The following is a 26,304-nucleotide window of genomic DNA, read 5'->3' as shown; positions in this document are numbered from 1 at the left end:
TTTTCTTGTTGTTGTCAGCTCAACGGCCAATGGTGTTGACAGGCTTGGCGAACGGCTTGGGCGCTGCTCAGGTCGAGCAGGCCAAGGCTGCGTTGCCGGCATTGCGCCGCGTCCAGGTGGCGGACGCGGTCCTTGATTTCGCCAATCTGCGGCGGGCTCACCGACAATTCGCTGACGCCCAGGCCGATCAATACCGGTGTGGCCAGCGGGTCGGAGGCGAGGGCGCCGCACACCCCGACCCAGCGGCCGTGCTTGGCGGCCCCTGCGCAGGTCTGGGCGATCAGCCGCAGCAGCGCCGGGTGCAGCGCATCGACCCGCGCGGCGAGGCCGGCGTGGTCGCGGTCCATGGCCAGGGTGTATTGGGACAGATCGTTGGTGCCGATGGAGAGGAAGTCTGCATACAGCGCAAGCTGTTCAGCCATCAGCGCCGCAGCGGGGACTTCGATCATCACCCCCAGTTCGGGACGTTGTTTCAACTCAAGTTCTGCGCACAACTCATCCAGACGCTGGCGAATCTGCAGCAGTTCGTCCACTTCGCTGACCATCGGCAACAGGATGCGGCAGCGCCCCAGCGGTGAGACTTGCAGCAGCGCACGCAGTTGCTGGTCGAGCAGCTCAGGGCGCACCTGGGCCATGCGAATCCCGCGCAAACCCAATACGGGGTTGGCTTCGACCGGCAGGGGCAGGTAGTCGAGCTGCTTGTCGCCCCCCACATCGATGGTACGGATGATCACCGATTTGTCGCCCATCGCATCCAGCACAGCTTGATAGGCTTGGCGTTGCTCGTGCTCGTCCGGCGCGGTGCGGCGGTCGACGAACAGGAATTCAGTGCGCAGCAGGCCGACGCCATCGGCACCGTTGTCAAACGCCTCCTGGGCCTCCGCGCTGGAGGCAACGTTGGCGGCGACTTCGATGCTCACGCCGTCCGTGGTGCACGCAGGCAGTTGCGCCTGGGCTTGTTGCTGCTGGCGCCGCAGTTTCTGTGCATCACGAATCTGGTGCACTTCGGCATGCCGCGCTTCACTGGGCGCCAGTTCCAGGCGGCCATTGCCGGCATCCAGCACTACGCGCTGGCCCTGGGGCACGTCGAGCACTTCACTGCCCAGCGCCACCACACAGGGCAGGCCCTTTCCACGGGCCAAAATGGCAACGTGGGAGGTGGCGCCGCCTTCGGCCATGCAGATACCGATGGCCTGTTGCGCACTCAGTTGCAGCAGGTCCGAGGGGGTCAATTCATGGGCGCTGACAATCGCTCCGGGCGGCAACTCGAAGTGCCAGGTTTCACCCAACAGCGCACGCAGCACCCGTTGTTGCAGGTCACGCAAATCATTGGCGCGCTCGGCGAACAGCGGCTTGCCCAACGCCAGCAACACCGCGCACTGGGCCTGGATCGCGTCGCGCCACGCATGGGTGGCGGCACTGCCGTGGTCGATGGCATGGGTGGCCGCGTCGAGCAGGGTCGGGTCTTCCAGCAGCGCGAGGTGGGCGGCAAAGATGTCTTCTTCCTCTGTGTTCTTGCGCTGGCGTGCGTGATTCAAGGTGCTGCGGATCTCACTGCGCACCTGCTCCAGAGCGGTGTCGAGTCGTTGCAGTTGCTCGTCGGCGACGTGCTTGCCGGTGTCCGCTGGCAGTTCGATACCGGTCATGCGCATCAATGGGCCACACACCAGGCCCGGTGCTGCGCACACGCCTTGCAACACGCCGACTTCGGTACTCACTCGGCGTGGCGCGACGATGGCGGGTGCGGGGTGTTCGTCCTTGACCGTGGCCGACAGCGCAGCGACCAACGCCTGCAACGCCGCCGCCGAATCCTTGCCACGACAGGTCACGCGCACCTCATCGCCTTCGCCGATACCCAGGCCCATCAGGCCGATCAGGCTGTCACACGGCGCCGACTTGTCGCCGACGTGCAGGTGAGCCTGACTGCTGAACGCCTGCGCCGCCTTGCGTACCAATGCTGCTGGACGTGCATGCAAGCCGCCGCGATGGGTGATGCGTACCTTGGCGCTGACTTCGCCGACCGAGTTATCCACAGGCGCCTGGACTGCCGCCGCCGAACGCGCGACGATTTGCAGCAATGGCTCACCGACCTTGACGCTATTTCCTGCCACGGGCCGAAGCTCAAAGTGCTCGCCGTTGGTCAGAATGATCAAGCTGACCAGGCTCTTGCACTGCCGTGCAATGCGGTCCAGGTCAAACTGCACCAGCGCCTGCCCCTGGCTGACGCGTGCCCCGTCCTTCACCAGCAAGGCAAACCCTTCGCCCTCCAGCTCTACCGTATCGATGCCTACATGCATCAACACGTCGGCGCCGTTGTCAGCACGAATGGTCAGCGCATGCCCGGTGCGGGCGACGTGGATGATCACGCCGTCGCAGGGCGCGTGCAGGCAATCGTTCAGTGGGTCGATGGCAATGCCGTCACCCATGGCGCCACTGGCGAACACTTCATCGGGAACGTGGCCCAGCGTCAGCACCGGCCCGCTTAACGGGGCGCAGAGGGTTAGTTCTTTATTGTTGTAGGACATGGGCACGGTACTCATCAGGAAAACGCGGCAACCGACTCAATGAGTGCGGGTGACTTTGCTCAGGTGGCGCGGTTGGTCCGGGTCCATGCCCCGGGCGACCGCCAGGCCGGCGGCCATCACGTAGAAGCTTTGGATCGCCAGGATCGGGTCCAGGCTCGGGTGTTCGGCGCGACTCAGGGTCAGGTCGCGTTCGGCGATATCGTCCGGCGCCGCCAGCAACACGCGGGCGCCGCGCTGGCGCATGTCGGCAGCCAGGCTCAACAGGCCGGCCTGTTCGGCACCGCGTGGGGCGAAAACCAGCAGCGGGTAGTCGGCGCCGATCAAGGCCATTGGGCCGTGGCGCACTTCGGCGCTGCTGAACGCTTCGGCCTGGATCGCCGAGGTTTCCTTGAGCTTGAGCGCGGCTTCCTGGGCAATGGCAAAGCCGGCGCCACGGCCAATCACCATCAGTTGCTGACAGCTGCGCAGGGCTTCAATCGCGTGGCTCCAGTCTTGCTTGGCGGCGGCGCGCAGGTCCTCTGGCAACGCTTTGCAGGCGTGCAGCAGCTCGGTTTCCTGATGCCAGTGGCCCACCAGTTGTGCGCTGGCGCTAAGGGTGGCGATAAAGCTTTTGGTCGCGGCCACACTGAGTTCAGGCCCGGCGCACAGCGGCACGTGGAATTCGCACGCGGCTTCCAGCGGCGAGTCTTCGGCGTTGACCAAGGAGATGCTCAGCGCACCGCGTTTACGCAGCAGGCGCAGGCTGTTGACCAGGTCGGGGCTCTGCCCCGACTGGGAGAAGCCGAACGCTACCTGGCCGCTGACTTTCATCGGCGCCTGCAACAAGGTCACCACCGACATCGGCAACGACGCCACCGGGATGCCTACATGTTGCATCGCCAGGTAGGCGAAGTAGCTGGCGGCATGGTCCGAGCTGCCACGGGCGATGGTCATCGCCACTTGCGGCGGCTGGCGGCGCAGACGGCCGGCGACCTCTTCCAGCAGCGGGTCGAGGCGTTGCAGTTGGGCCGCGACGGCGTCGCAGGAGGCCAGGGCCTCTTCAAGCATTTTTGAAGTCAATGGTTTCTCCTTCGACCATTACGTCGGTGAGTGTCAGGGAGCGGTCCAGGCGCACGCAGTCGGCAAAGCTGCCAGGTTGCAGGCGACCGCGTTCTTCCAGGCCCAGGTAGTCCGCAGGAAATTGCGACAGGCGTTGTGAGGCTTCGCTGATGGGCAGGCCGATCTTCACCAGGTTGCGCAGTGCCTGGTCCATGGTCAGGGTGCTGCCGGCCAGGGTGCCGTCGGCCAGGCGCACGCCGCCCAGGCATTTGGTCACGGTGTGGCTACCCAACTTGTATTCGCCATCGGGCATGCCGGCGGCGGCTGTGGAATCAGTGACGCAGTACAGGCATGGGATAGCGCGCAGGGCCACGCGCATGGCGCCGGGGTGAACGTGGAGCAGGTCCGGGATCAATTCGGCGTATTTGGCGTGGGCCAGGGCGGCGCCGACGATTCCCGGCTCACGGTGATGCAGCGGGCTCATGGCGTTGTACAAGTGGGTGAAACTGGTAGCGCCGGCGGCGAGGGCGGCGACGCCTTCTTCGTAGCTGCCCAGGGTGTGGCCGATCTGCATGCGCACGCCACGGGCACTGAGGGCGCGGATCAACGCGTCATGGCCGGCAATTTCCGGCGCGATGGTGATGACGCGGATCGGCGCCAGGCGCAGGTAGGCTTCCACTTCGGCCATCAACGCGGTGTGGGCGAAGTTGGGTTGGGCGCCGAGTTTGCCGGGATTGATGTAGGGGCCTTCCAGGTGCACGCCGAGTACGCGGGCGCTGCCTGTCGGGCGTTGCTCGCAAAATGTGCCGAGTTGGCCGAGCACGCTGGAGATTTCGTCCACCGGTGCGGTCATGGTGGTGGCCAGCAGCGAGGTGGTGCCAAACCGCACGTGGGTGCGGGTGATGGTGTCGAAGGCACTGGCACCTTCCATGATGTCCTTGCCGCCACCGCCGTGCACATGCAGGTCGATAAAGCCTGGCAGCAGGTAGGGCAATTCGTTTTCCGACGGGTCGCAGGGCACGCCTTCGATGGTGATCACTTTGCCGTGCTCGTGCACCAGGCGGCCGCGAATCCAGCCGCTGGGCGTGAGGATGTTGTCTTCGGACATGGGCAGTTCTCTAGAGTCGCAGTTCAGCGGAATAGTCGTGGCGGCGCAGCTCTGCGACGAAGTCGTAGTAGTCGTTGCGGCAGTAGGTGTCGGTGATTTCGATCGGCGTGTTGTCGGCGGTATAGCCGACCCGGGTCATGAGCAGCATGGCGGTGCCGGGGGCAATGCCGACCAGCTTGGCGAACTCGTCGGAGGCGTTGATCGCCTGGATATGCTGCAGGGCACGCACCACCGGTCTGCCGATGCTTTCCAGGTATTCGTACAAGGAATTGCCAATGGCGTGTGGATGCGGCAGCACCGAGGCGGGCAGGGTGGTCATTTCAATTGCCATGACGGTGTCATCGGCCTTACGCAAACGCTTGAGGCGCGCGACTTTGTCGGCAGGCGACAGCGCCAGGCGGATCATCTCTTCGTGGGTCGGCTGTGTCAGTTCACGCTCCAGCCACTGGGAGCTGGGCACAAAACCCTTGAGCCGCAGCATCTCGCTAAAGCCTGACAGGCGTGACAGCGGCTGTTCCAGGCGTGGCGAAATATAGGTGCCGGAGCCTTGATTGCGGCGGATCAGGCCTTGGGCGAACAACACTTCCAGCGCCTTGCGAGCGGTGACGCGCGAAATGCTCAACTGCTCGCTGAGCACGCGCTCGGAGGGCAGTGCCTGTTCGGAGGTCCACTGGCCGGCATGAATCGCGGCTTCCAGCTTGCGCGCCAATTGCAGGTACAGCGGCGTGGATTGTTTGTCGTCGGGGCGCAGGCCCAGGATGGGGTTCATTGGTCAGGTGTCCGATGCGGTTATTGGAGTGTTGTCGCCCGGTATTGGCCGGAAATTAATACCACTTAGATACCATGTCAATGCAACGAAAACGGTGCGAGCCGGGGTTTCATAGCGACAGAATCGGGGGTGTGATCAAGTGGTATTAGAGAGGTCTTTACGGGGCGCAGAACAGCGCAGCCCGGCGCGGTGAACTGGTATTCACCGGCGGGCGTGGTGCAGGGCAGGAAAATTTTTCGAATTATTTTACGAACGGCACGCGATTACGGACGAATCTCGATGAGGGTGCCGTCCTTGACCAGGGTCCACACTTCGCGCATGTCGACGTTGCGCATGCCGATGCAGCCGTCGGTCCAGTCCAGGGTGTGGAACCACTGTTCCGGGTAGTCCTCGGTGTCGGGGGTGCCGTGAATCATGATCATGCTGCCGGGCTTCACGCCTTCGCGGCGAGCGCGTGCGGCATCGCTGATATTGGGGTAGGAAATGTGCATGGCCAGGTTGAAGCGGTCGCTGGTCTTGCGCCAGTCGATCCAATAGAGGCCCTCTGGCGTGCGACGGTCGCCTTCGATCAGCTTGTGGCCCTTGGGGTTCTTGCCCAGGGAAATACGGTAGGTCTTGAACGCCTTGCCGTCGTTGATCAACTGCAGTTGATGGGCGGACTTGAGCACCAGGACTTTCTCGACGGTCTTGCCGCCGAGGGTCTCCACGGTGGAGGCCGATGACAGGGCAGCGAACGACAGGCAGATAAGAGCGAGCAACCAACGCATTGAAACGGTATCCCTTTGAAGGCCATCTGCCGGATTGTTATGGGGCGGGCTTGCCCATTGGCGGTACGGCCTCGCTGCGCACCGGGAACGACTGCTGCCGCCGGTCAGCGAAAAAGTATTCTAAGGTACGCCCCACCGTGCGGAAAGCCAGCTCGGACCAAGGGATGTCGGCTTCGTCGAACAGTTGCACTTCCAGGCTTTCGGGGCCGGCGGCAAAGTCCAGGTCCACCAGTTCGGCGCGGTAGAAAATGTGCACCTGGTTGATGTGCGGCACGTCGATCAGGGTGTAGATGCTCAGGTCGCGCACGCGGGCGCAGGCTTCTTCGAGGGTTTCGCGGGCGGCGGCCTGTTCGACGGTCTCGCCGTTCTCCATGAAGCCTGCGGGCAGTGTCCAGTAACCCAGGCGCGGTTCGATGGCGCGGCGGCACAGCAGCACTTTATCGCCCCACACCGGCACGGTGCCGGCGACGATGTTGGGGTTCTGATAGTGAATGGTCGAGCAGTGATCACACGCAAAACGCAGGCGGCCGTCGCCTTCGGGAATGCGTTGGGTAACCGGTTTACCGCACTGGCTGCAGAAATTCATGCTGGGTTTCCTGGAAAGTGCGCCTATCTTGGCGTGGCCGGCAGGGCGCTGCAAGTTGTCGTTTAGCGACGCGGGCGGGGTTTTGGGGTTGGGCGGCCGCACGCTTTGGTGCATGATGCAAGGTAGCCAACAGACCGAGATGACTCATGCTGGACGAGCTACTTCGCCGGGTAAGCAACCACACCCCTCACACCCTGGAAACCGACGGGCGTTTCCCCGAGGCTGCGGTGCTGGTGCCGATTACCCGCAGTGACGAACCTGAGCTGATCCTGACCCTGCGCGCCAGCGGCCTGTCGACCCATGGTGGCGAAGTGGCCTTTCCTGGCGGACGCCGCGATCCCGAAGACCCGGACCTGATTTTTACCGCCCTGCGCGAAGCCGAAGAAGAAATCGGCCTGCCCCCCGGCCTGGTAGAAGTGATTGGCCCGTTGAGTCCGCTGATTTCCCTGCATGGCATCCGTGTCACGCCTTACGTGGGAATAATCCCCGATTACGTCGAATACCTGGCCAACGACGCCGAGATTGCCGCCGTTTTCAGCGTGCCCCTGGATTTCTTCCGACAGGACCCGCGCGAACATACCCACAGGATCGATTACCAGGGCCGCAGCTGGTACGTACCCAGTTACCGCTTTGGTGAATACAAAATCTGGGGGCTGACGGCGATCATGATTGTCGAGCTGATCAATCTGCTCTATGACGACGCCCAGATCAGCCTGCACCAGCCACCCAAGAGCTTCATCAATATCTAAAAAGCCATCGTTTGAATGGCATGCCGTGAGGACTTTCCATGAAATACCGCCTGGGCGACGCCCGTGTAGAGACCCATCCACAGAGTTGGGTGGCGCCCAATGCCACGCTGGTGGGCAAGGTCAAGCTGGAGGAGGGCGCCAACGTCTGGTTCAACGCGGTGTTGCGCGGCGACAACGAACTGATCCTGATCGGCAAGAACAGCAACGTGCAGGACGGCAGCGTGATGCACACCGATATGGGCTACCCGCTGACGCTGGGCACCGGCGTGACCATCGGCCACAACGCCATGCTGCATGGTTGCACGGTGGATGATTACAGCCTCATTGGTATCAACGCGGTGATCCTCAACGGCGCGAAGATCGGCAAGCATTGCATCATCGGCGCCAATTCGCTGATCGGTGAAGGCAAGGAAATTCCCGATGGCTCGCTGGTGATGGGCTCACCGGGCAAGGTGGTGCGCGAGCTGACGGACGCGCAGAAGAAGATGCTCGAAGCGAGCGCCGCGCACTATGTGCATAACGCACAGCGTTATGCGCGTGACCTGGCTGAGCAGGAAGAATGAACCCGGTCGAGCGCCCCGTTGCCTCGCCGTGCGTGAGTATTTGCGCGTTGGACGATGACGATATCTGTACCGGTTGCCAGCGCACGGTGGATGAGATCACGCGCTGGGGGCGCATGGACAATGCCGAGCGCCGGGTGGTGCTGGGGTTGTGCCATGAGCGGGCGAAAGCGAGTGGGTTGGTGTGGATGGTGCCCGGCAAATCCGGTGCCTGAACCGCCGCTATCGGGGGCAAGCCCCCTCCCACATTTTGACCGCATTCCTACAGATTAAACGCGGTTACCTGTGGGAGGGGGCTTGCCCCCGATAGGGCCATCCCAGACGACATATTTCCAAATGTGAAGTACCCTGTGCCCCTTGTTCACAGGTCCGCTCCCCATGCTCTTCCTGATCGCCTATATCAGCAGCGTCGTGCTGATCAACTTCGCCTTTTCCACCGCCCCGCACTTGGATGTCATCTGGTCCGCCTGGGGTGGCCTGGTCTTCATTCTGCGCGACATGGTGCAAACCCGTTTCGGCCACGGCGCGATCGTTGCCATGCTGGCTGCGCTGGTGCTGTCGTATATCACCTCCGACCCGTCCATCGCCCTGGCCAGCGCCACCGCGTTCGCGGTGTCCGAGTGCATCGACTGGCTGGTGTTCAGCATCACCAAGCGCCCGCTCCACGATCGCCTGTGGATAAGTTCGGCGCTGAGCATTCCCCTCGATACGTTTATCTTTTTCGGCCTGATCGGCGCGCTGACGCCGGCGGTGGTAGGGACTGCACTGGCCTCGAAATTTGCCGGGGTCACCGCTGTGTGGCTGATCATGGCCTGGCGTATCCGCCGGCGCGCCGTCGCCAACTAAGGCCAATTTTTACAGTTCATGTAAAATGCCGGCCTTTCTCCCAACGATCCGCTCCCCTGAGGACCTGAGATGACCCGAATCGGAACTCCATTGTCGCCAACCGCGACCCGCGTTTTGCTGTGTGGCTGCGGTGAGCTGGGCAAGGAAGTGGTAATCGAACTGCAACGCCTGGGCGTTGAAGTGATTGCCGTGGATCGCTACGCCAACGCCCCTGCCATGCAGGTTGCGCACCGTAGCCACGTGATCAACATGCTCGATGGCGCGGCCCTGCGTGCAGTGATCGAGGCCGAGAAACCGCACTTCATCGTGCCGGAAATCGAAGCCATCGCCACCGCCACCCTGGTTGAACTGGAAGCCGAAGGCTTCACTGTGATCCCGACCGCGCGCGCCACTTCGCTGACCATGAACCGCGAAGGCATTCGCCGCCTGGCCGCCGAAGAGCTGGACCTGCCGACCTCGCCGTACCATTTCGCCGATACCTTTGAAGACTACAGCAAGGCCGTCCAGGACCTGGGCTTCCCGTGCGTGGTCAAGCCGGTGATGAGTTCGTCGGGCAAGGGCCAGAGCCTGCTGCGCAGCGCTGACGATGTACAGAAGGCCTGGGACTACGCTCAGGAAGGCGGGCGTGCCGGCAAAGGCCGGGTGATCATCGAAGGCTTTATCGACTTCGACTACGAAATCACCCTGCTGACCGTGCGCCACGTCGGTGGCACCACGTTCTGTGCGCCGGTCGGTCACCGTCAGGAAAAGGGCGACTACCAGGAATCCTGGCAGCCACAGGCCATGAGCCCGGTTGCCCTGGCGGAATCCGAGCGCGTAGCCAAGGCGGTGACCGAGGCCCTGGGTGGTCGCGGCCTGTTTGGCGTGGAATTGTTCATCAAGGGTGATCAGGTGTGGTTCAGCGAAGTCTCGCCGCGCCCGCATGACACCGGCTTGGTGACCCTGATTTCCCAGGACCTGTCGCAGTTTGCCCTGCACGCTCGTGCGATTCTCGGCCTGCCGATCCCGTTGATCCGTCAGTTCGGGCCTTCGGCTTCGGCGGTGATTCTGGTGGAAGGGCAGTCGACCCAGACGGCGTTTGCCAACCTCGGTGCCGCCTTGAGCGAACCGGACACGGCGTTGCGCCTGTTTGGCAAGCCAGAAGTGAATGGTCAGCGTCGGATGGGCGTGGCGTTGGCGCGGGATGAGTCGATTGAAGCGGCGCGGGCCAAGGCTACCCGTGCGTCGAAGGCCGTTGTCGTAGAGCTGTAAGGCAAACCCTGTAGGAGCGAGCTAGCTCGCGAAGGTATTCCAGGCGCATTGCGGCGTCGGATGTACCTTTTTTCGCGAGCAAGCCCGCTCCTACAGGTGATTCGATCTCTTAGTCGACGCGATTCAAATCATTGTTACGCGTCTCTTTCAGGCACAGCACAGCAATCAAGCTGAGCAACGCTGCCGCCGACACATACCCGCCGACATAACTCAGCCCACCCATCGCCACCAGTTTGGTCGCGAAGAACGGTGCTGCCGAAGCGCCGACGATCCCACCCAGGTTATACGCCGCCGAAGCACCGGTATAACGCACGCGGGTCGGGAACAATTCCGGCAGCATGGCGCCCATCGGCGCGAAGGTCACGCCCATCAAGAACAGCTCCAGCGCCAGGAACAGCGCCACGGCCCAGGTCGACCCGTGGGTCAGCAGCGGCTCCATGGTAAAACCCGACAGGATCGCCAGGATGGCGCCGACGATCAGCACCGGCTTGCGCCCGTAGCGATCACTGGCCAAGGCCGCCAGAGGCGTGGCCAGGCCCATGAACAGCACGGCAAAGCACAGCAGGGCCAGGAAGGTCTCGCGGGTGTAACCCAGGGTCGACACGCCGTAGCTCAGGGAAAACGCGGTGGTGATGTAGAACAGCGCGTAGCACACCACCATCGATGCGGCGCCCAGCAGCACCGGCAGCCAATGCTGGCTGAACAGCTCCACCAACGGCACCTTGACCGGGGCTTCCTTGGCGACCGCATTGGCAAACACCGGGGTTTCATGCAGCTTCAATCGCGCATACAAGCCCACCATCACCAGCGCGGCGCTGAGGATGAACGGAATGCGCCAGCCCCAGCTGCGGAACTGCTCGTCGCTCAGGCTCATGGCCAGGATCAGGAACAGGCCGTTGGCGGCCAGGAAGCCAATCGACGGGCCCAGTTGAGGGAACATGCCGAACCAGCCGCGTTTGCCTTTTGGCGCGTTCTCGGTGGCCAGCAGCGCAGCACCGCCCCATTCCCCGCCGAGGCCCAGGCCCTGGCCGAAGCGCAGTACACACAAGAGGATCGGCGCCCAGGCCCCAATGCTGTCGTAGCCGGGCAGCAAGCCGATCAAGGTGGTGCACACCCCCATCAGCAGCAGCGAGGCGACCAAAGTGGATTTGCGCCCGATGCGGTCACCAAAGTGGCCAAACAGCGCGGAGCCCAGCGGGCGCGCAATAAAGGCGATACCGAAGGTCAGGAACGATGCCAGCATTTGCGCGGTGCCGGAGGTCTGTGGGAAGAACACCGGGCCAATCACCAGTGCAGCGGCGGTGGCATAGATGTAGAAGTCGTAGAACTCGATGGCGGTGCCGACGATGCTCGCGGTGGCAACCCGGGCGGTCGAGTTGGTCGGGGCGGCGGCGGGGGCGGCCTCGTTATAGGTGGTGCTCATGAGGGTATCCCTGGCAGTCGTTGCGCGTTTGGACGCGGATTATTATTGGTCGAACACCCATGGATCAGGGTTGTGCGCGGGGCCGCTCGGGATGGGAGCGAACACCGGTCAGACACGGTGAAGCGGTGCCTGGACGCTGTCTGTGCGGGTAGCACGCGAACGGGCGGGGCTCTGGTAAGCCGCAGGGATTATAGGAAGGGGTTTGGACATACAACAAGTGTGCTGACACGCCGCTGCCACATGGAGAATGTTTTTCGCCAGTTGCTTATAGGGTGACGGGCGTTCTGCTGGTGTGCCAGATCAGCACCTTGCTCACCCGGTTGTCCTCGGTCTCGAGGATTTCCAGGCGGTAGCGCCCGATTTTCAGGCACACCGCGCAATCCGGGATGGTTTCCAGTGCTTCGGTCACCAGGCCGTTGAGGGTCTTGGGGCCGTCGCTGGGCAGGTGCCAGTTCAGGCTCTTGTTCAGCTCGCGGATCGAAGCGGCGCCGTCGATGATGTAGCGGCCGTCCGGCTGGGCTTCGATGTGCGGGTTGTCCGCGCTCTGCTCGCTTTCGAACTCTCCGACGATTTCTTCGAGGATGTCTTCTAGGGTCACGATCCCGAGCACCTCGCCGTACTCATCCACCACCATGCCCAGGCGCCGCTGCTGCTTGTGGAAGTTCAGCAGTTGCAGCTGCAGTGGAGTGCTTTCCGGGACGAAATAGGGTTCGTGGCAGGCGGCGAGCAACGTGTCTTTGGTCAGGCTGGCATCGGGCAGCAGGTGCTGGATCTGGCGGGTGTTGAGAACGGCCTGGACCTGGTTGATGTCGCTGTGGAACACCGGCAGGCGCGTGCGTTGGGAGGTGCGCAGTTGCTCGATGATCGCTTCGATGGGGTCATCCAGGTTGATGCCATCCACTTCGCTGCGGGGCACCAGGATGTCATTGACGGTAATGTTGTCCAGGGCGTGGATGCCGGGCATGCCGGGGGTGCGGCTTTCGTCGGCTTCGGGCTCTGGCTCGTCGTCATGGTCGGGCAGCGGTTCGTCGCTTTTCTTGACGATGCCGGACTTGCGTGCAAACGGGCGCAACAACAGCAGGCTGATGCCATTGAGCAGCCAGGCCAGGGGGTAGAGGATTTTCAGCGGCACGCCCAGCAACGTATTGCCAAAGCCCAGCACCGCTTGCGGATAGCGGACGGCGAGGGCGCGAGGCAAATAATCGGCGAGGGTCAGCAGGATGGCGCAGGAGATCAGCCAACCGAGCCAGGGACCGTTCTCTGCCCAGGCATAGATCGCCAGCAACGTGCACAGGATCACCACGGCGGCGCGGCACAGGCTGTTGCACAGGATCAGGCTGTGGCGTGGAAAATTGAGGCGTGCTGCCGCTTTGTCGCCCTGGCGCGTGCCGGGGCGCAGGGCCAGCAGGTGTTGTTGGGCAGCTTCGATGGCGGTAAACAGTCCGGCCCACAGGACCAGCAGGAAGACTACAGCGAGCATCGGCTCCAGGGGCAGGTTGTCCATGATCGCCGCTCGTCAGATGTGCAGGATGTATTCGCGAACCAGCTTGCTGCCGAAATAGGCCAGCATCAGCAGGCAGAACCCGGCGAGGGTCCAGCGTATTGCCTTGTGCCCGCGCCAGCCGAGGCGGTTGCGGCCCCACAGCAACACGCTGAACACCACCCAGGCCAGGCACGCCAGCAAGGTCTTGTGCACCAGGTGCTGGGCAAACAGGTTTTCGACGAACAGCCAGCCCGAGATCAGCGACAGCGAGAGCAGCGTCCAGCCGGCCCAGAGGAAGCCGAACAGCAGGCTTTCCATGGTTTGCAGGGGCGGGAAGTTCTTGATCAGCCCGGAGGGATGCTTGTGCTTGAGCTGATGGTCTTGCAATAGCAGCAGTAGGGACTGGAACACTGCGATGGTGAACATGCCGTAGGCCAGGATCGACAACAGGATGTGGGCAAGAATGCCGGGCTCTTCATCAATGACTTGTACGGTACCCGTGGGCGCAAATTGCGCGAGCACGACCGTCAGCATTCCCAGCGGGAACAACAGCACCAGCAGGTTCTCGACCGGAATCCGGTAGCAGGCCATCAGGGTCAGCGCGATCACCGCGGCCGCAATCAGGCTGGCGGCGCTGAAAAAATCCAGGCCCAGGCCGATGGGGGTCATCAAATGGGTGAACAGGCTGGCAGCATGAGCCAGCAGGGCAAGGACGCCAAGGCCGACCAGCAGGCGTTTGTCCGCCTTGGTGCCTTGGGCCAGACGAGTGCCCTGATAGAGAGTCGCAGCGGCATACAGAAGGGCGGCGGCGAGGCTGGGTAGCAAACTGGGTGACAAAGGGAGCATAAATCCTGTTAGGCAAGCCCGAAAGCCGCTGAGTTTGGCATACCCCCGCGTAACACGAAAGACTCTCAGGCCAGACAGCGGGTGTGCATGGCGACAGTCTTCGCTATAATCCGCGACCTGCCCAGGCCGCAGGCTCGCCGAGCGCTGTTTTTAATAGCGATTTACCACAGCCTGGGCTGCCATTACCTCGGTCTACCATTGCATATAGATGAATAGGGCCTGAAAGGATCGCGCATGTTTGAAAACTTGACTGACCGTCTCTCGCAGACGCTGCGCCATGTAACCGGCAAGGCCAAGCTGACCGAGGACAATATCAAAGACACCCTGCGCGAAGTGCGCATGGCGTTGCTGGAAGCCGACGTGGCCTTGCCCGTGGTGAAGGACTTCGTCAACTCGGTCAAAGAGCGCGCAGTGGGCACCGAAGTGTCCCGCAGCCTGACGCCGGGCCAGGCGTTCGTGAAAATCGTCCAGGCCGAACTCGAAAGCCTGATGGGCGCGGCCAACGAAGACCTGAACCTCAGCGCCGTGCCACCGGCCGTCGTGCTGATGGCCGGTCTGCAAGGTGCGGGCAAGACCACCACCGCCGGCAAGCTGGCGCGCTTCCTTAAAGAACGCAAGAAGAAATCCGTGATGGTGGTGTCGGCCGACGTCTACCGTCCGGCGGCGATCAAGCAGCTGGAAATGCTCGCGGGCGAAGTGGGCGTGACCTTCTTCCCGTCCGACCTGAGCCAGAAGCCGGTCGATATCGCCAACGCGGCTATCAAAGAAGCCAAGCTGAAGTTCATCGACGTGGTGATTGTCGATACCGCCGGTCGCCTGCACATCGATGAAGAGATGATGGGCGAGATCAAGGCGCTGCATGCCGCGATCAACCCGGTCGAGACGCTGTTCGTGGTCGACGCCATGACCGGCCAGGATGCGGCCAACACCGCCAAGGCCTTTGGTGATGCACTGCCGCTGACCGGCGTGATCCTCACCAAGGTCGACGGCGACGCCCGTGGCGGTGCCGCGCTGTCGGTACGTGCCATCACTGGCAAGCCGATCAAGTTCATCGGTATGGGCGAGAAGAGCGAAGCGCTCGAGCCGTTCCACCCTGAGCGTATCGCTTCACGCATCCTCGGCATGGGCGACGTGCTCAGCCTGATCGAGCAGGCCGAAGCCACGCTCGACAAGGACAAGGCCGACAAGCTGGCCAAAAAGCTGAAGAAGGGCAAGGGCTTCGACCTCGAAGACTTCCGCGACCAGCTGCAACAGATGAAGAACATGGGCGGCCTCGGCGGCCTGATGGACAAGCTGCCGAACATCGGCGGTGTGAACCTGGCGCAGATGGGCAATGCCCAAGGCGCGGCAGAGAAGCAGTTCAAGCAGATGGAAGCCATCATCAACTCCATGACCCCGGCCGAGCGCCGCGACCCTGAGCTGATCAGCGGTTCGCGCAAGCGTCGGATCGCCATGGGCTCCGGCACTCAGGTGCAGGACATCGGTCGCTTGATCAAGCAGCACAAGCAGATGCAGAAGATGATGAAGAAATTCTCCGCCAAGGGCGGCATGGCCAAGATGATGCGCGGCATGGGCGGTATGTTGCCCGGCGGCGGCATGCCAAAGATGTAAAGAATTCGAGCAAAAGCCTGCTTTTGCTCCGACCCACAGGGATGTGGGATCTCCAGCAAACCCGCGGTTAGCGGGAGCTGACTTGCCGTTTTGACCGACGGCTCTATAGCAGATCTGAATGGCACGCCGATAGGCGCCAGAAAAAGACATTTGCAAAAGTCCGGATATTCCTTAGAATATGCGGCCTTTCGGGCACCTATGCCCGCTGTGCATTTAGATTTGCAGCACCGACTACAGGAACGATGTTCACATGCTAACAATCCGTCTTGCCCTTGGCGGCTCCAAAAAGCGCCCGTTTTACCACTTGACCGTAACTGACAGCCGCAACCCACGTGACGGCTCTCACAAGGAACAAGTTGGCTTCTTCAACCCGATCGCTCGTGGTCAAGAAGTTCGTCTGTCCGTGAACCAAGAGCGCGTAGCCTACTGGCTGAGCGTTGGCGCACAGCCATCCGAGCGCGTTGCCAAGCTGTTGAAAGACTCGGCTAAGGCCGCAGCCTGAGCAATATGAACGCGACGCCAGCTGTTGCTGATGATTTGATCGTTATCGGCAAGATTTACTCTGTTCATGGCGTTCGCGGCGAAGTGAAGGTGTATTCCTTTACTGATCCGACTGAAAACCTGTTGCAGTACAAAACCTGGACGCTCAAGCGCGAAGGGAGTGTGAAACAGGTCGAGCTGGTCAGTGGACGCGGGAGCGATAAGTTCCTGGTCGCAAAGCTCAAGGGTCTTGATGATCGTGAAGAAGCTCGTCTTCTGGCCGGTTATGAGATCTGCGTGCCGCGCAACCTGTTCCCTGAATTGACCGACGGCGAGTACTACTGGTACCAGCTGGAAGGTCTGAAGGTTATTGATCAACTCGGGCAACTGCTCGGGAAAATCGATCATCTTCTGGAAACCGGCGCCAATGATGTAATGGTGGTCAAGCCTTGCGCTGGCAGCCTGGATGATCGCGAACGCTTGCTGCCCTATACCGGGCAATGCGTGTTGGCCGTCGACCTGGCAGCGGGCGAGATGAAGGTGGAATGGGATGCGGACTTCTAAGCGTGGCTAATTTGCGCATTGAAGTGATCAGTTTGTTTCCCGAGATGTTCTCCGCCATCAGCGAGTACGGCATCACCAGTCGGGCGGTGAAACAGGGGCTGTTGCAGCTCACCTGTTGGAACCCGCGAGACTACACGACGGATCGACATCACACTGTGGACGATCGCCCATTTGGCGGTGGCCCTGGCATGGTGATGAAGATCAAGCCCCTGGAAGATGCATTGGTTCAGGCCAAGGCAGCAGCCGGGGAGAAGGCGAAGGTAATTTACCTGTCCCCTCAAGGCCGTCAGCTGAAACAGGCTGCGGTTCGCGACATGGCGAATGAGGAAGCATTGATCCTGATTGCCGGTCGCTATGAAGGCATTGACGAGCGTTTTATTGAAGCTCATGTCGATGAAGAGTGGTCGATTGGGGACTATGTCCTGTCTGGCGGCGAGCTGCCGGCGATGGTCCTGATAGATGCGGTTACACGACTGCTGCCTGGAGCTTTAGGGCATGCGGACTCCGCGGAGGAAGATTCCTTCACGGATGGTTTGCTGGATTGCCCGCACTACACCCGACCGGAGGTGTATGCGGATCAGCGTGTTCCCGACGTATTGCTAAGTGGCAATCACGCACACATCCGGCGTTGGCGTTTACAGCAGTCCCTTGGTCGGACCTATGAACGACGCGCCGATCTTCTGGAAAGCCGCTCGCTTTCTGGAGAAGAGAAGAAGCTGCTCGAGGAATACATCCTCGCGCGGGACGATAGTTAACAACGTATCGATGGTAGGTCCATTGACTTACCTTAGGAGCACAGCATGACTAACAAAATCATCCTTGCACTCGAAGCAGAGCAGATGACCAAAGAGATCCCTACCTTTGCCCCGGGCGACACCATTGTCGTTCAGGTGAAAGTGAAGGAAGGCGACCGTTCGCGTCTGCAAGCGTTCGAAGGCGTGGTAATCGCCAAGCGTAACCGTGGTGTGAACAGTGCTTTCACTGTTCGTAAAATCTCCAACGGTGTTGGCGTAGAGCGTACTTTCCAGACCTACAGCCCGCAAATCGACAGCATGGCCGTCAAGCGTCGCGGTGACGTACGTAAAGCCAAGCTGTACTACCTGCGTGACCTGTCCGGTAAAGCAGCTCGCATCAAGGAAAAACTGGCTTAAGTCCAGCTTCCCGATGCAGAAAAAAGCAGCCTACGGGCTGCTTTTTTGTGCCTGAAATTTGTCCACTTTCCGGTGTTTATCCATGACCACCCGCTTAGAAGAAATCCAGCGCCGCACTGACCTGTCGGTGACCCACGTGACCAAGGCGGTGTTCCCGCCGACCACTAACCACCACAATACCCTGTTCGGCGGCACTGCCTTGGCGTGGATGGATGAGGTGTCGTTCATCACCGCCACGCGGTTTTGCCGGTTGCCGCTGGTGACGGTGTCCACCGACCGTATCGACTTCAATCACGCGATACCCGCGGGCTCTATCGTTGAGCTGATTGGCCGGGTGATCAAGGTGGGTAACACCAGCCTCAAGGTTGAAGTGGAAGTGTTCGTCGAGAGCATGAGTGCCGATGGCCGCGAAAGGGCGATCCAGGGTGTGTTCAGCTTTGTGGCCATTGATGCCGACAAGCGGCCAGTGCCGGTGTTGCCGGGGTTTGTTGACTGACGTCGTGGCTATCGCAGGCAAGCCGGCTCCCACATCTGGAATGCATTCCCCCTGTGGGAGCTGGCTTGCCTGCGATAGGATCTAACAGACATTACCGAAATCCGCCTGAGCCTCTATGCCCGCCATCGACCATCCCCTGATAGACCGTTTCCTTGACGCCCTCTGGCTGGAAAAAGGCCTGTCGGACAATACCCGCCAGGCTTACCGCAGCGACCTGGCCCTGTTCAATGGCTGGTTGCAGGAAAACAACCTCGAGCTGATCAATGCCGGTCGCGAATTGATCCTCGACCATCTGGCCTGGCGCCTGGAGCAGAACTACAAGCCTCGTTCCACTGCGCGATTTCTCTCGGGTGTGCGTGGGTTTTATCGCTATCTGCTGCGGGAAAAGCTCATCACTCTCGACCCGACCCTGCAAGTCGACATGCCGCAGCTCGGCAGGCCATTGCCTAAATCCCTGTCCGAAGCCGACGTCGACGCCTTGCTCGCCGCCCCTGACCTGAGCGAGGCCATCGGCCAGCGTGACCGCGCCATGCTCGAAGTGCTCTACGCCTGTGGCCTGCGGGTGACCGAGCTGATCAGCCTGACCCTGGAGCAAGTCAACCTGCGCCAGGGTGTGCTGCGGGTAATGGGCAAGGGCAGCAAGGAGCGGCTGGTGCCGATGGGCGAAGAGGCGATTGTGTGGGTCGAGCGCTATATGCGTGATGGGCGTAGCGAATTGCTCGGCGGGCGTCCCAGCGATGTGCTGTTTCCCAGCCAGCGTGGCGAGCAGATGACCCGCCAGACTTTCTGGCACCGCATCAAGCACCAGGCCAAGGTCGCGGGAATCGCCAAGAGCCTGTCGCCTCATACATTACGACATGCTTTTGCCACCCATTTGCTCAACCACGGCGCAGATTTGCGCGTGGTGCAAATGCTGCTTGGCCACAGCGACTTATCCACAACCCAGATCTACACCCACGTCGCGCGCGCACGCTTGCAGGATATGCACGCCAAGCATCACCCACGTGGTTGAAAACCGCCAATTTGTCCCGCCCCACGGGCTGCCCCGCGGCCCAACTGTGGTAGGCTTTGCCGGTTAGCAAAGGGGACGGTCCCGGCCCGAGTTTCCACGCGGCGTTCCTTCCCGTCCCTGCATCTGCCTTCAGGAGTTCCCATGCGCTTGACCCAGATTCTCGCCGCCGCAGCCATTGCGTTGGTTTCCACCTTTGCCTTCGCCGATGACGCAGCCGAGCAGACCATTCGCAAGAGCCTGGCCAACCTGCAGCTCGACACCCCGATCGAAAGCATCAGCGCCAGCCCGATGGCCGGCCTGTACGAAGTCAAGCTCAAGGGCAGCCGTGTGCTGTACGCCAGCGCCGACGGCCAGTACATCGTCCAGGGCTACTTGTTCCAGCTCAAGGACGGCAAGCCGGTCAACCTCACCGAGAAAGCCGAGCGCCTGGGCGTGTCCAGGCTGATCAATGGCATTCCGGTAGCAGACACCGTGGTTTACCCGGCCATCGGCGAGACCAAGACCCACATCACCGTGTTCACCGACACCACCTGCCCGTACTGCCACAAGCTGCATGCCGAAGTGCCTGCGCTGAACAAGCTCGGCGTCGAAGTGCGCTATGTGGCGTTCCCGCGCCAGGGCCTCGGCTCGCCGGGTGATGAGCAGTTGCAAGCCGTGTGGTGCTCGGCCGATAAAAAAGCGGCCATGGACAAGATGGTCGACGGCAAGGAAATCAAGTCGGCCAAATGTGCCAACCCGGTTTCCAAACAGTTCGCCCTGGGCCAGTCCATCGGTGTGAACGGTACACCGGCCATCGTTTTGGCTGACGGCCAGGTGATTCCGGGCTACCAGCCGGCACCACAAGTTGCGAAACTGGCGCTCAGTGCCAAATAAATCAGTATCGTCGAAACGTCGACGATCAAGGCTCGCTGACATGTCGGCGGGTCGTTAATTGCAAGCCGCAGTTGTGCGGCTGTTTTCCACGGCCGACCTCGCGTCGGCCGTTTCATGGGGAGTTCTTCAGTGAAACCGGTCAAAGTAGGCATCTGTGGGTTAGGGACCGTCGGTGGCGGCACCTTCAACGTACTTCAGCGTAATGCTGAAGAAATTTCCCGCCGTGCAGGTCGCGGGATTGAAGTGGCGCAAATTGCCACGCGTTCGCCAAAGCCTCAGTTCGAAACGACCGGTATTGCGATTACCAACGATGTGTTCGCCGTCGCCACCAACCCTGAAATCGATATCGTCATCGAGCTCGTAGGCGGCTATACCGTGGCCCGCGAGCTGGTGCTCAAAGCCATCGAGAACGGCAAGCACGTGGTCACCGCCAACAAGGCGCTGATCGCCGTGCACGGCAACGAGATCTTCGCCAAGGCCCGTGAGAAGGGCGTGATCGTGGCATTCGAAGCCGCCGTGGCCGGTGGTATTCCGGTGATCAAGGCGATCCGTGAAGGCCTGTCTGCCAACCGCATCAACTGGGTGGCCGGCATCATCAACGGCACTGGCAACTTCATCCTCACCGAAATGCGCGAGAAGGGCCGTACCTTCGAAGACGTACTGGCCGAAGCCCAGGCCCTGGGCTACGCCGAAGCCGACCCGACCTTCGACGTGGAAGGCATTGATGCGGCGCACAAGCTGACCATCCTGGCGTCCATCGCCTTCGGCATTCCGCTGCAGTTCGACAAGGCCTACACCGAAGGCATCACCAAGCTGACCACTGCCGACGTCAACTACGCCGAAGCCCTGGGTTACCGCATCAAGCACCTGGGCGTGGCGCGTAGCACTCCGGCCGGTATCGAGCTGCGTGTACACCCGACGCTGATCCCGGCTGATCGCCTGATCGCCAACGTCAATGGCGTGATGAACGCCGTGATGGTCAATGGTGATGCTGCCGGTTCGACGCTGTTCTACGGCGCCGGCGCCGGCATGGAGCCGACCGCATCGTCGGTGATCGCCGACCTGGTTGACGTGGTTCGCGCCATGACCAGCGACCCGGAAAACCGCGTGCCGCACCTGGCCTTCCAGCCGGACTCGCTGTCGGCCCACCCGATCCTGCCGATCGAAGCCTGCGAAAGTGCCTACTACCTGCGCATCCAGGCCCAGGACCACCCGGGCGTGCTGGCCCAGGTCGCCAGCATCCTGTCCGAACGCGGTATCAACATCGAGTCGATCATGCAGAAGGAAGTCGAGGAGCAAAACGGCCAGGTGCCGATGATCCTGCTGACCCACCGCGTGCTCGAGCAGCACATCAACGATGCCATCGCCGCCCTGGAAGCCCTGCAAGGCGTGGTCGGCCCGGTGGTGCGCATTCGCGTCGAGCACTTGAACTAACCGATTTGTTCCAGAGGCCCCGTGCGTACGGCGGCCTCTGTTCGAGAATGTTTTAGAGGAGCCAGTCATGCGTTACATCAGCACCCGCGGCCAGGCACCGGCCCTGAATTTCGAAGACGTCCTGCTGGCAGGCCTTGCCACCGACGGCGGCCTGTACGTGCCGGAAAACCTGCCACGTTTCACCCAGGAAGAGATCGCTTCCTGGGCCGGCCTGCCGTATCACGAGCTGGCGTTCCGGGTGATGCGCCCGTTCGTCACCGGCAGCATTCCGGATGCGGACTTCAAGAAGATTCTGGAAGAGACCTACGGCGTGTTTTCCCACAACGCCATCGCACCATTGCGCCAGCTGAACGGCAACGAATGGGTGCTCGAGCTGTTCCACGGCCCGACCCTGGCGTTCAAGGATTTCGCCCTGCAACTGCTGGGTCGTCTGCTCGACTACGTACTGCAAAAGCGCGGTGAGCGCGTGGTGATCATCGGCGCGACTTCCGGTGACACCGGCTCGGCCGCCATCGAAGGCTGCAAGCACTGCGAAAACGTCGACATCTTCATCCTGCACCCGCACAAGCGCGTGTCGGAAGTACAGCGTCGCCAGATGACCACCATCTTTGGCGAGAACATCCACAACATCGCCATCGAAGGCAACTTCGATGACTGCCAGGAAATGGTCAAGAACAGCTTCGCCGACCAGAGCTTCCTGAAGGGCACGCGACTGGTGGCGGTGAACTCGATCAACTGGGCGCGGATCATGGCCCAGATCGTCTACTACTTCCACGCTTCGCTACAGCTGGGTGGCCCGGCGCGCTCGGTGTCGTTCTCGGTGCCGACCGGCAACTTCGGCGATATTTTCGCCGGCTACCTGGCGCGCAACATGGGCCTGCCGATCAACCAGTTGATCGTCGCCACCAACCGCAACGACATCCTGCACCGCTTCATGAGCGGCAACCAGTACGTCAAGGAAACCCTGCACGCCACGCTGTCGCCGTCCATGGACATCATGGTCTCGTCAAACTTCGAACGCCTGCTGTTCGACATGCACGGTCGCAACGGTGCGGCGATTGCCGGTCTGATGGACACCTTCAAAAGCGGTGGCGGTTTCAGCGTGGATGAAGAGCGCTGGACCGAAACCCGCAAGCTGTTCGATTCCCTGGCCGTGGACGACGCCCAGACCTGCGAAACCATCGCCGAGGTCTACGCCCAGACTGGCGAGCTGCTCGACCCGCACACCGCCATCGGTGTGAAGGCCGCCCGCGAGTGCCGTCGCAGCCTGGATATCCCGATGGTGATCCTCGGTACTGCCCACCCGGTGAAATTCCCGGAAGCGGTGGAGAAGGCTGGCGTTGGCAAGGCACTGGAATTGCCGGTGCACCTGACCGACCTGTTCGAGCGCGAAGAGCGTTGCACCGTATTGGCCAATGACTTGAAGGCTGTGCAGGCGTTCGTGAGCCAGCATGGCAATCGGGGCAAGCCGTTGTAAGGCAAACCGCGCAGGCAAAAACGCCGCTTTCCCTTCCTTGGGGCAGCGGCGTTTTTTGTTGTGGCAGGCCCGGTCGATGCCATCGGTTACGCGAGTATTTTCATTGCGAGGGCAATCACACTGCTGAAGACCGTAAACATGGCCATCACGACCCCCAAGGGATACCAGAAGTTTTCACGGGTTATCTTGTGAGCTTCGGCATTGAGTTTGCGCTGCTCCGCATAAATGCGTGAAATGTCGGCATGGATTTTTTCCAGCGCAGCCTGTTCTTTGTCGTGTTCCAGCATCGTCTTCCTCCTTCGCAATAAGGGCCTTTTAAACATGCGCTTTTACTGCCTGGCAGCGTGACCAGCGCTCAGCCAGTATAGGATCCACCTCCAACCTCAGCCGTCGGCAACCCCTGAAACCACCACCTATTGCGTAAACAGTTATGTGCGGCCGTTTTCTGCTTGTCATGTTGCAAGCGCATGCTGGAATCCGTCACCCCCTGACGGCGGCATAAAGACGATAAAGCGAACTTTCCTACGTCACAAACAGTCACTTAGGATAGATGCAGCTCCCGTTGAACCGATTGTTCCCGAACTATTGAGTGGTGATCGAGATGGAAAGTATCAGCCTATTGCTCGAAGAAGCACTGAGCCCTTATCAGGTTACGCTGACCACCTCTGGTGTGCAGGACGAGTGCCTGGTGACGGTGAAGAACCCGGCCGGCGCTATCGTGGTCGAGCGTGAAGTCGACCGTGCGCAGTTGATGGATAAACGTGTGTTGGTGGACGTGGTGGATTGCCTGCTGCGTGATATCAAAATCGCCGAAGGCCGCCTTGAACCCTCGGTTATTGCGGCCTTGCGCAATGCCGCACAGGGCCGTAGCCCAGCTGCCGCGTGAAGAATTGTGTATTTGGCGAAACTTCCTGCGGCATGTCCGGTCAGATTTTTTAACAGCAAGGGCAAACATTGTGCTCCGGTGTTTGTGCCTTGTTGTACTGGTCTTTGTAGGCCACGTTTAACCCCGAAGTGTCTCCCCACACTCCGGGGTTTCTTTTTGCCCGGGATTTGTCAGGGAGCCGGCGCGTCCTGGAAAAAGCTCGGGTTGTCCTGCAGGTAACGCTCGCGCATGGCCGGGGCCAGCCATGAAGCGTAGGACTGCTGTACCTGCTCTTGGGGAATTTCGCGCAATACCTGATTGATCCGTTCGATGGCCTGTTGTCCCTGCGCGGTATTCGAACAGCCGATGTGGGTGCCTTGGTAGGGCGCCGAGCCTTTGATGGGATAGAAGCTCAAGTCTTGCGACGCGATGTTCTGTTGCATCGCGTGGTAATAAATTTCCGGCCAGTACCCCAGCACTGCTTCCAGCCGTCCCAGGCGCTGCATCTGCAACAGGCTGCCGAGGGCGTCGTTGCCATGGTGGAACGCCAGCTTGTGTGGGTCGGCCTGCTTCAGTCGTTCATCGATGACTGGCCCATAGCTGCGTTCGGCGATGGCGCCAATCCGCGCATTGTGAGCGTCCAGAAAGGCTTGCAAGTCGAACTGGCCGTCGACGATAAACGGCGCCATGCTCGCCTGCTGATTGCGCCGGACGGTGACGCCATTGCTGACAACCCTGAACGCCTGGTTGGAAAACACGATGTATCGGGCCCGCTCCGGCGTCCACAGCAGCGACGGATCACAGGTGAACGTGGGTTCGCGCAGCATCTGCATGCCACGCGCCCGGTTGACGTGCAGCACCTGGTGCCGGTACTCCGGCAGGCGCTCGATCAGCATCGGCAGCAATTGGTCCAGCGCGCCTTGACCCTTGCGTGGCCCTTCAAAAATTGTCAGCGGCGGCAAGTCGCGTAGCAGCCAGATCAGCGTGTCCTCGGCATTGGCTGACAGCGGCCAGCCGCCGAGCGTCGCAACGGCCAGGCACAGGGGCATGAACCAGCGTCTACGCGGTCGGGCCATCAGATTGCGCCAGCCTCACGTAGACGGACGATGGCTGCGGCGTCATAGCCCAGCCCGCCCAGTACCAGCTGGTTGTGTTCGCCCAATTGCGGGCCCACCCACTCGCAACTGCCGGGCGTGTCCGAGAGCTTGGGCACGATGCCAGGCATCTTGAAATCCTTACCGTCGGGAAGCTGGGCCTTGAGGAACATTTCCCGCGCCAGAAACTGCGGATCGCCAAGCATGTCTTCGGCGCTGTAGATTCGGCTGGCGGGCACCTCGGCCTTGTTCAGGGTCTCGATCACCTGATCCAAAAGCAGCGAATTGACCCAGCGATCAATCACGCCGTACAACTCGTCCCGCCGACTGTCGCGCCCATCGTTGCTTGCCAGCACTGGATCGTTGGCCAGGTCCTCACGGCCGATGGCGGCCATGAAACGCTTGAAGATCGCATCGCCGTTGGCGCCAATCTGCACATGTTTGCCATCGAGGCTGGTGTGGATCGAGGACGGCGTGATGCCCGGCATGATGTTGCCGGTGCGTTCGCGGATAAAGCCGAACACGTCGAACTCCGGGATCATGCTTTCCATCATGGCGAAAATGGCCTCGTACAGCGCCACGTCCACGACCTGGCCCTGCCCGCCGTTGACCTCACGGTGTCGCAGCGCCATCAGCGCGCCGATCACCGCCCACAAGGCGGCGATGGAGTCGCCGATGGAAATGCCGGTGCGCACCGGCGGGCGGTCCTCGAAACCGGTGATGTAGCGCAGGCCGCCCATGGATTCGCCCACCGCACCAAACCCCGGTTGGTCTTTCATCGGGCCGGTCTGGCCAAAGCCTGACAGGCGCACCATCACCAGCTTGGGATTCAGCGCGTGCAGGGTTTCCCAACTGAGCCCGAGCTTTTCCAGCACGCCGGGGCGGAAGTTTTCGATCAGGATGTCGGCGTCCGCCAGCAACTGCTTGAGGATCGCCAGGCCGTCCGGGTGCTTGAGGTTCAGGGTCAGCGACTGTTTGTTGCGTGCCTGCACGAACCACCACAGCGAAGTGCCTTCGTACAATTTGCGCCATTTGCGCAGCGGATCACCGCCGTCGGGAGATTCCACCTTGATCACGTCGGCGCCGAACTCAGCGCAGATGCGCGAGGCGAACGGGCCGGCGATCAGGGTGCCGAGTTCGATGACTTTCAGGCCAGCGAGGGGTTTTGCGTTGAACGACATGAGGATCCTTGTCTGCGCGGGGCGGTAGCATTAAGCCTTTTAACATAGGCAGGTGGTCAGGGATAAGGATCATGATTCGTTGAATGGGCTCGCCATCGGTTAGACTGGCTGCCTT

At 61.3% G+C, this 26,304-nt stretch carries 28 protein-coding genes; 16 read left to right on the top strand and 12 right to left on the bottom strand.

The window, feature by feature from the left end:
* Positions 1-14 precede the first annotated feature (14 nt).
* The 6 genes from ptsP to CQ041_RS18030 all read right to left on the bottom strand — a co-directional run bounded on the left by ptsP (position 15) and on the right by CQ041_RS18030 (position 6,793).
* Positions 15-2,525 (bottom strand): phosphoenolpyruvate--protein phosphotransferase, encoded by a 2,511-nt coding sequence (ptsP, locus tag CQ041_RS18055; protein WP_105523907.1) that lies wholly within the window; start codon positions 2,523-2,525, stop codon positions 15-17.
* Between the two features lie 36 nt (positions 2,526-2,561).
* Positions 2,562-3,584 (bottom strand): SIS domain-containing protein, encoded by a 1,023-nt coding sequence (locus tag CQ041_RS18050; RefSeq protein WP_105523858.1) that lies wholly within the window; start codon positions 3,582-3,584, stop codon positions 2,562-2,564.
* Entirely contained in the window at positions 3,565-4,671 is a 1,107-nt protein-coding gene (gene nagA, locus CQ041_RS18045) for an N-acetylglucosamine-6-phosphate deacetylase (protein ID WP_105523857.1), read from the bottom strand. The genes CQ041_RS18050 and nagA overlap by 20 nt, the downstream gene beginning before the upstream one ends.
* A 10-nt stretch (positions 4,672-4,681) precedes the next feature.
* Positions 4,682-5,440, bottom strand: coding sequence for a GntR family transcriptional regulator (locus tag CQ041_RS18040; protein WP_105523856.1), 759 nt, complete (start codon positions 5,438-5,440; stop codon positions 4,682-4,684).
* 263 nt (positions 5,441-5,703) lie between these two features.
* Positions 5,704-6,207: a murein L,D-transpeptidase family protein gene (locus CQ041_RS18035; protein ID WP_105523855.1), complete on the bottom strand. Its 504-nt coding sequence runs from the start codon at positions 6,205-6,207 to the stop codon at positions 5,704-5,706.
* A gap of 37 nt (positions 6,208-6,244) precedes the next feature.
* The gene (locus tag CQ041_RS18030; protein ID WP_105523854.1) at positions 6,245-6,793 is read right to left on the bottom strand and encodes an NUDIX hydrolase; all 549 of its coding nucleotides are present in this window, start codon (positions 6,791-6,793) and stop codon (positions 6,245-6,247) included.
* A gap of 146 nt (positions 6,794-6,939) precedes the next feature.
* Here CQ041_RS18030 and CQ041_RS18025 point away from each other — a divergent pair, with 146 nt between their 5' ends.
* The 5 genes from CQ041_RS18025 (at position 6,940) to purT (ending at position 10,199) form a co-directional block, all read left to right on the top strand.
* Positions 6,940-7,542 (top strand): CoA pyrophosphatase, encoded by a 603-nt coding sequence (locus CQ041_RS18025; protein ID WP_105523853.1) that lies wholly within the window; start codon positions 6,940-6,942, stop codon positions 7,540-7,542.
* Between the two features lie 38 nt (positions 7,543-7,580).
* Entirely contained in the window at positions 7,581-8,105 is a 525-nt protein-coding gene (locus CQ041_RS18020) for a gamma carbonic anhydrase family protein (protein WP_105523852.1), read from the top strand.
* Positions 8,102-8,317: a DUF1289 domain-containing protein gene (locus CQ041_RS18015; protein WP_105523851.1), complete on the top strand. Its 216-nt coding sequence runs from the start codon at positions 8,102-8,104 to the stop codon at positions 8,315-8,317. Before CQ041_RS18020 ends, CQ041_RS18015 begins: the two co-directional genes overlap by 4 nt.
* A gap of 163 nt (positions 8,318-8,480) precedes the next feature.
* On the top strand, positions 8,481-8,948 hold the full coding sequence (locus CQ041_RS18010; RefSeq protein ID WP_105523850.1) for a VUT family protein: 468 nt from the start codon (positions 8,481-8,483) through the stop codon (positions 8,946-8,948).
* Between the two features lie 69 nt (positions 8,949-9,017).
* Positions 9,018-10,199, top strand: a complete 1,182-nt coding sequence (purT, locus tag CQ041_RS18005; RefSeq protein ID WP_105523849.1) for a formate-dependent phosphoribosylglycinamide formyltransferase — start codon at positions 9,018-9,020, stop codon at positions 10,197-10,199.
* 109 nt (positions 10,200-10,308) lie between these two features.
* Here purT and CQ041_RS18000 read toward each other — a convergent pair whose 3' ends face one another.
* The 3 genes from CQ041_RS18000 to CQ041_RS17990 form a co-directional block, all read right to left on the bottom strand.
* A complete protein-coding gene (locus tag CQ041_RS18000; RefSeq protein WP_105523848.1) occupies positions 10,309-11,622 on the bottom strand; it encodes an MFS transporter in 1,314 nt (437 codons plus the stop codon).
* Between the two features lie 265 nt (positions 11,623-11,887).
* A complete protein-coding gene (locus CQ041_RS17995; protein WP_105523847.1) occupies positions 11,888-13,126 on the bottom strand; it encodes a transporter associated domain-containing protein in 1,239 nt (412 codons plus the stop codon).
* A gap of 12 nt (positions 13,127-13,138) precedes the next feature.
* The gene (locus CQ041_RS17990; protein ID WP_105523846.1) at positions 13,139-13,951 is read right to left on the bottom strand and encodes an inner membrane protein YpjD; all 813 of its coding nucleotides are present in this window, start codon (positions 13,949-13,951) and stop codon (positions 13,139-13,141) included.
* Positions 13,952-14,185: 234 nt separating this feature from the next.
* Here CQ041_RS17990 and ffh point away from each other — a divergent pair, with 234 nt between their 5' ends.
* From ffh to thrC, 10 genes are all read left to right on the top strand, one after another.
* Entirely contained in the window at positions 14,186-15,562 is a 1,377-nt protein-coding gene (gene ffh, locus CQ041_RS17985) for a signal recognition particle protein (RefSeq protein ID WP_003193965.1), read from the top strand.
* A gap of 250 nt (positions 15,563-15,812) precedes the next feature.
* Positions 15,813-16,064: a 30S ribosomal protein S16 gene (rpsP, locus tag CQ041_RS17980; RefSeq protein WP_003238923.1), complete on the top strand. Its 252-nt coding sequence runs from the start codon at positions 15,813-15,815 to the stop codon at positions 16,062-16,064.
* A gap of 5 nt (positions 16,065-16,069) precedes the next feature.
* The gene (gene rimM / locus CQ041_RS17975) at positions 16,070-16,606 is read left to right on the top strand and encodes a ribosome maturation factor RimM (protein ID WP_056858695.1); all 537 of its coding nucleotides are present in this window, start codon (positions 16,070-16,072) and stop codon (positions 16,604-16,606) included.
* Entirely contained in the window at positions 16,588-17,361 is a 774-nt protein-coding gene (gene trmD, locus CQ041_RS17970; RefSeq protein ID WP_177429398.1) for a tRNA (guanosine(37)-N1)-methyltransferase TrmD, read from the top strand. The genes rimM and trmD overlap by 19 nt, the downstream gene beginning before the upstream one ends.
* Positions 17,362-17,406: 45 nt before the next feature.
* Positions 17,407-17,757, top strand: coding sequence for a 50S ribosomal protein L19 (gene rplS / locus CQ041_RS17965; RefSeq protein ID WP_003175895.1), 351 nt, complete (start codon positions 17,407-17,409; stop codon positions 17,755-17,757).
* Between the two features lie 82 nt (positions 17,758-17,839).
* On the top strand, positions 17,840-18,253 hold the full coding sequence (locus tag CQ041_RS17960; RefSeq protein WP_017736774.1) for an acyl-CoA thioesterase: 414 nt from the start codon (positions 17,840-17,842) through the stop codon (positions 18,251-18,253).
* 115 nt (positions 18,254-18,368) lie between these two features.
* Positions 18,369-19,265, top strand: a complete 897-nt coding sequence (gene xerD / locus CQ041_RS17955; protein ID WP_105523845.1) for a site-specific tyrosine recombinase XerD — start codon at positions 18,369-18,371, stop codon at positions 19,263-19,265.
* 141 nt (positions 19,266-19,406) lie between these two features.
* Positions 19,407-20,138 carry a thioredoxin fold domain-containing protein gene (locus CQ041_RS17950; protein ID WP_105523844.1) on the top strand — a complete coding sequence of 244 codons (732 nt, stop codon included), beginning with the start codon at positions 19,407-19,409 and terminating at the stop codon, positions 20,136-20,138.
* A gap of 129 nt (positions 20,139-20,267) precedes the next feature.
* Positions 20,268-21,572 (top strand): homoserine dehydrogenase, encoded by a 1,305-nt coding sequence (locus tag CQ041_RS17945; protein WP_010207988.1) that lies wholly within the window; start codon positions 20,268-20,270, stop codon positions 21,570-21,572.
* Between the two features lie 67 nt (positions 21,573-21,639).
* Positions 21,640-23,049, top strand: coding sequence for a threonine synthase (gene thrC / locus CQ041_RS17940; protein WP_105523843.1), 1,410 nt, complete (start codon positions 21,640-21,642; stop codon positions 23,047-23,049).
* An 86-nt stretch (positions 23,050-23,135) separates the two neighbouring features.
* Here the strand turns inward: thrC and CQ041_RS17935 are convergent, their stop codons facing one another.
* Entirely contained in the window at positions 23,136-23,336 is a 201-nt protein-coding gene (locus CQ041_RS17935) for a hypothetical protein (protein ID WP_105523842.1), read from the bottom strand.
* 314 nt (positions 23,337-23,650) lie between these two features.
* Here CQ041_RS17935 and CQ041_RS17930 point away from each other — a divergent pair, with 314 nt between their 5' ends.
* Complete coding sequence (locus tag CQ041_RS17930) at positions 23,651-23,935, top strand: DUF3509 domain-containing protein (RefSeq protein ID WP_105523841.1); 285 nt, start codon at positions 23,651-23,653, stop codon at positions 23,933-23,935.
* Positions 23,936-24,105: 170 nt separating this feature from the next.
* On the opposite strand, the gene CQ041_RS17925 is transcribed toward CQ041_RS17930, so the two are convergent.
* The gene (locus CQ041_RS17925) at positions 24,106-24,990 is read right to left on the bottom strand and encodes a TIGR02285 family protein (RefSeq protein WP_105523840.1); all 885 of its coding nucleotides are present in this window, start codon (positions 24,988-24,990) and stop codon (positions 24,106-24,108) included.
* A complete protein-coding gene (locus tag CQ041_RS17920) occupies positions 24,990-26,189 on the bottom strand; it encodes a CaiB/BaiF CoA-transferase family protein (protein ID WP_105523839.1) in 1,200 nt (399 codons plus the stop codon). The genes CQ041_RS17925 and CQ041_RS17920 overlap by 1 nt, the downstream gene beginning before the upstream one ends.
* Positions 26,190-26,304: the final 115 nt, after the last annotated feature.

Origin of the sequence: Pseudomonas sp. MYb60, from assembly GCF_002979555.1 — a bacterium.
GTDB lineage: Bacteria > Pseudomonadota > Gammaproteobacteria > Pseudomonadales > Pseudomonadaceae > Aquipseudomonas.
The sequence above is the reverse complement of the archived record's forward strand: the minus strand, read 5'-3'. Positions and strand labels throughout refer to the sequence as shown.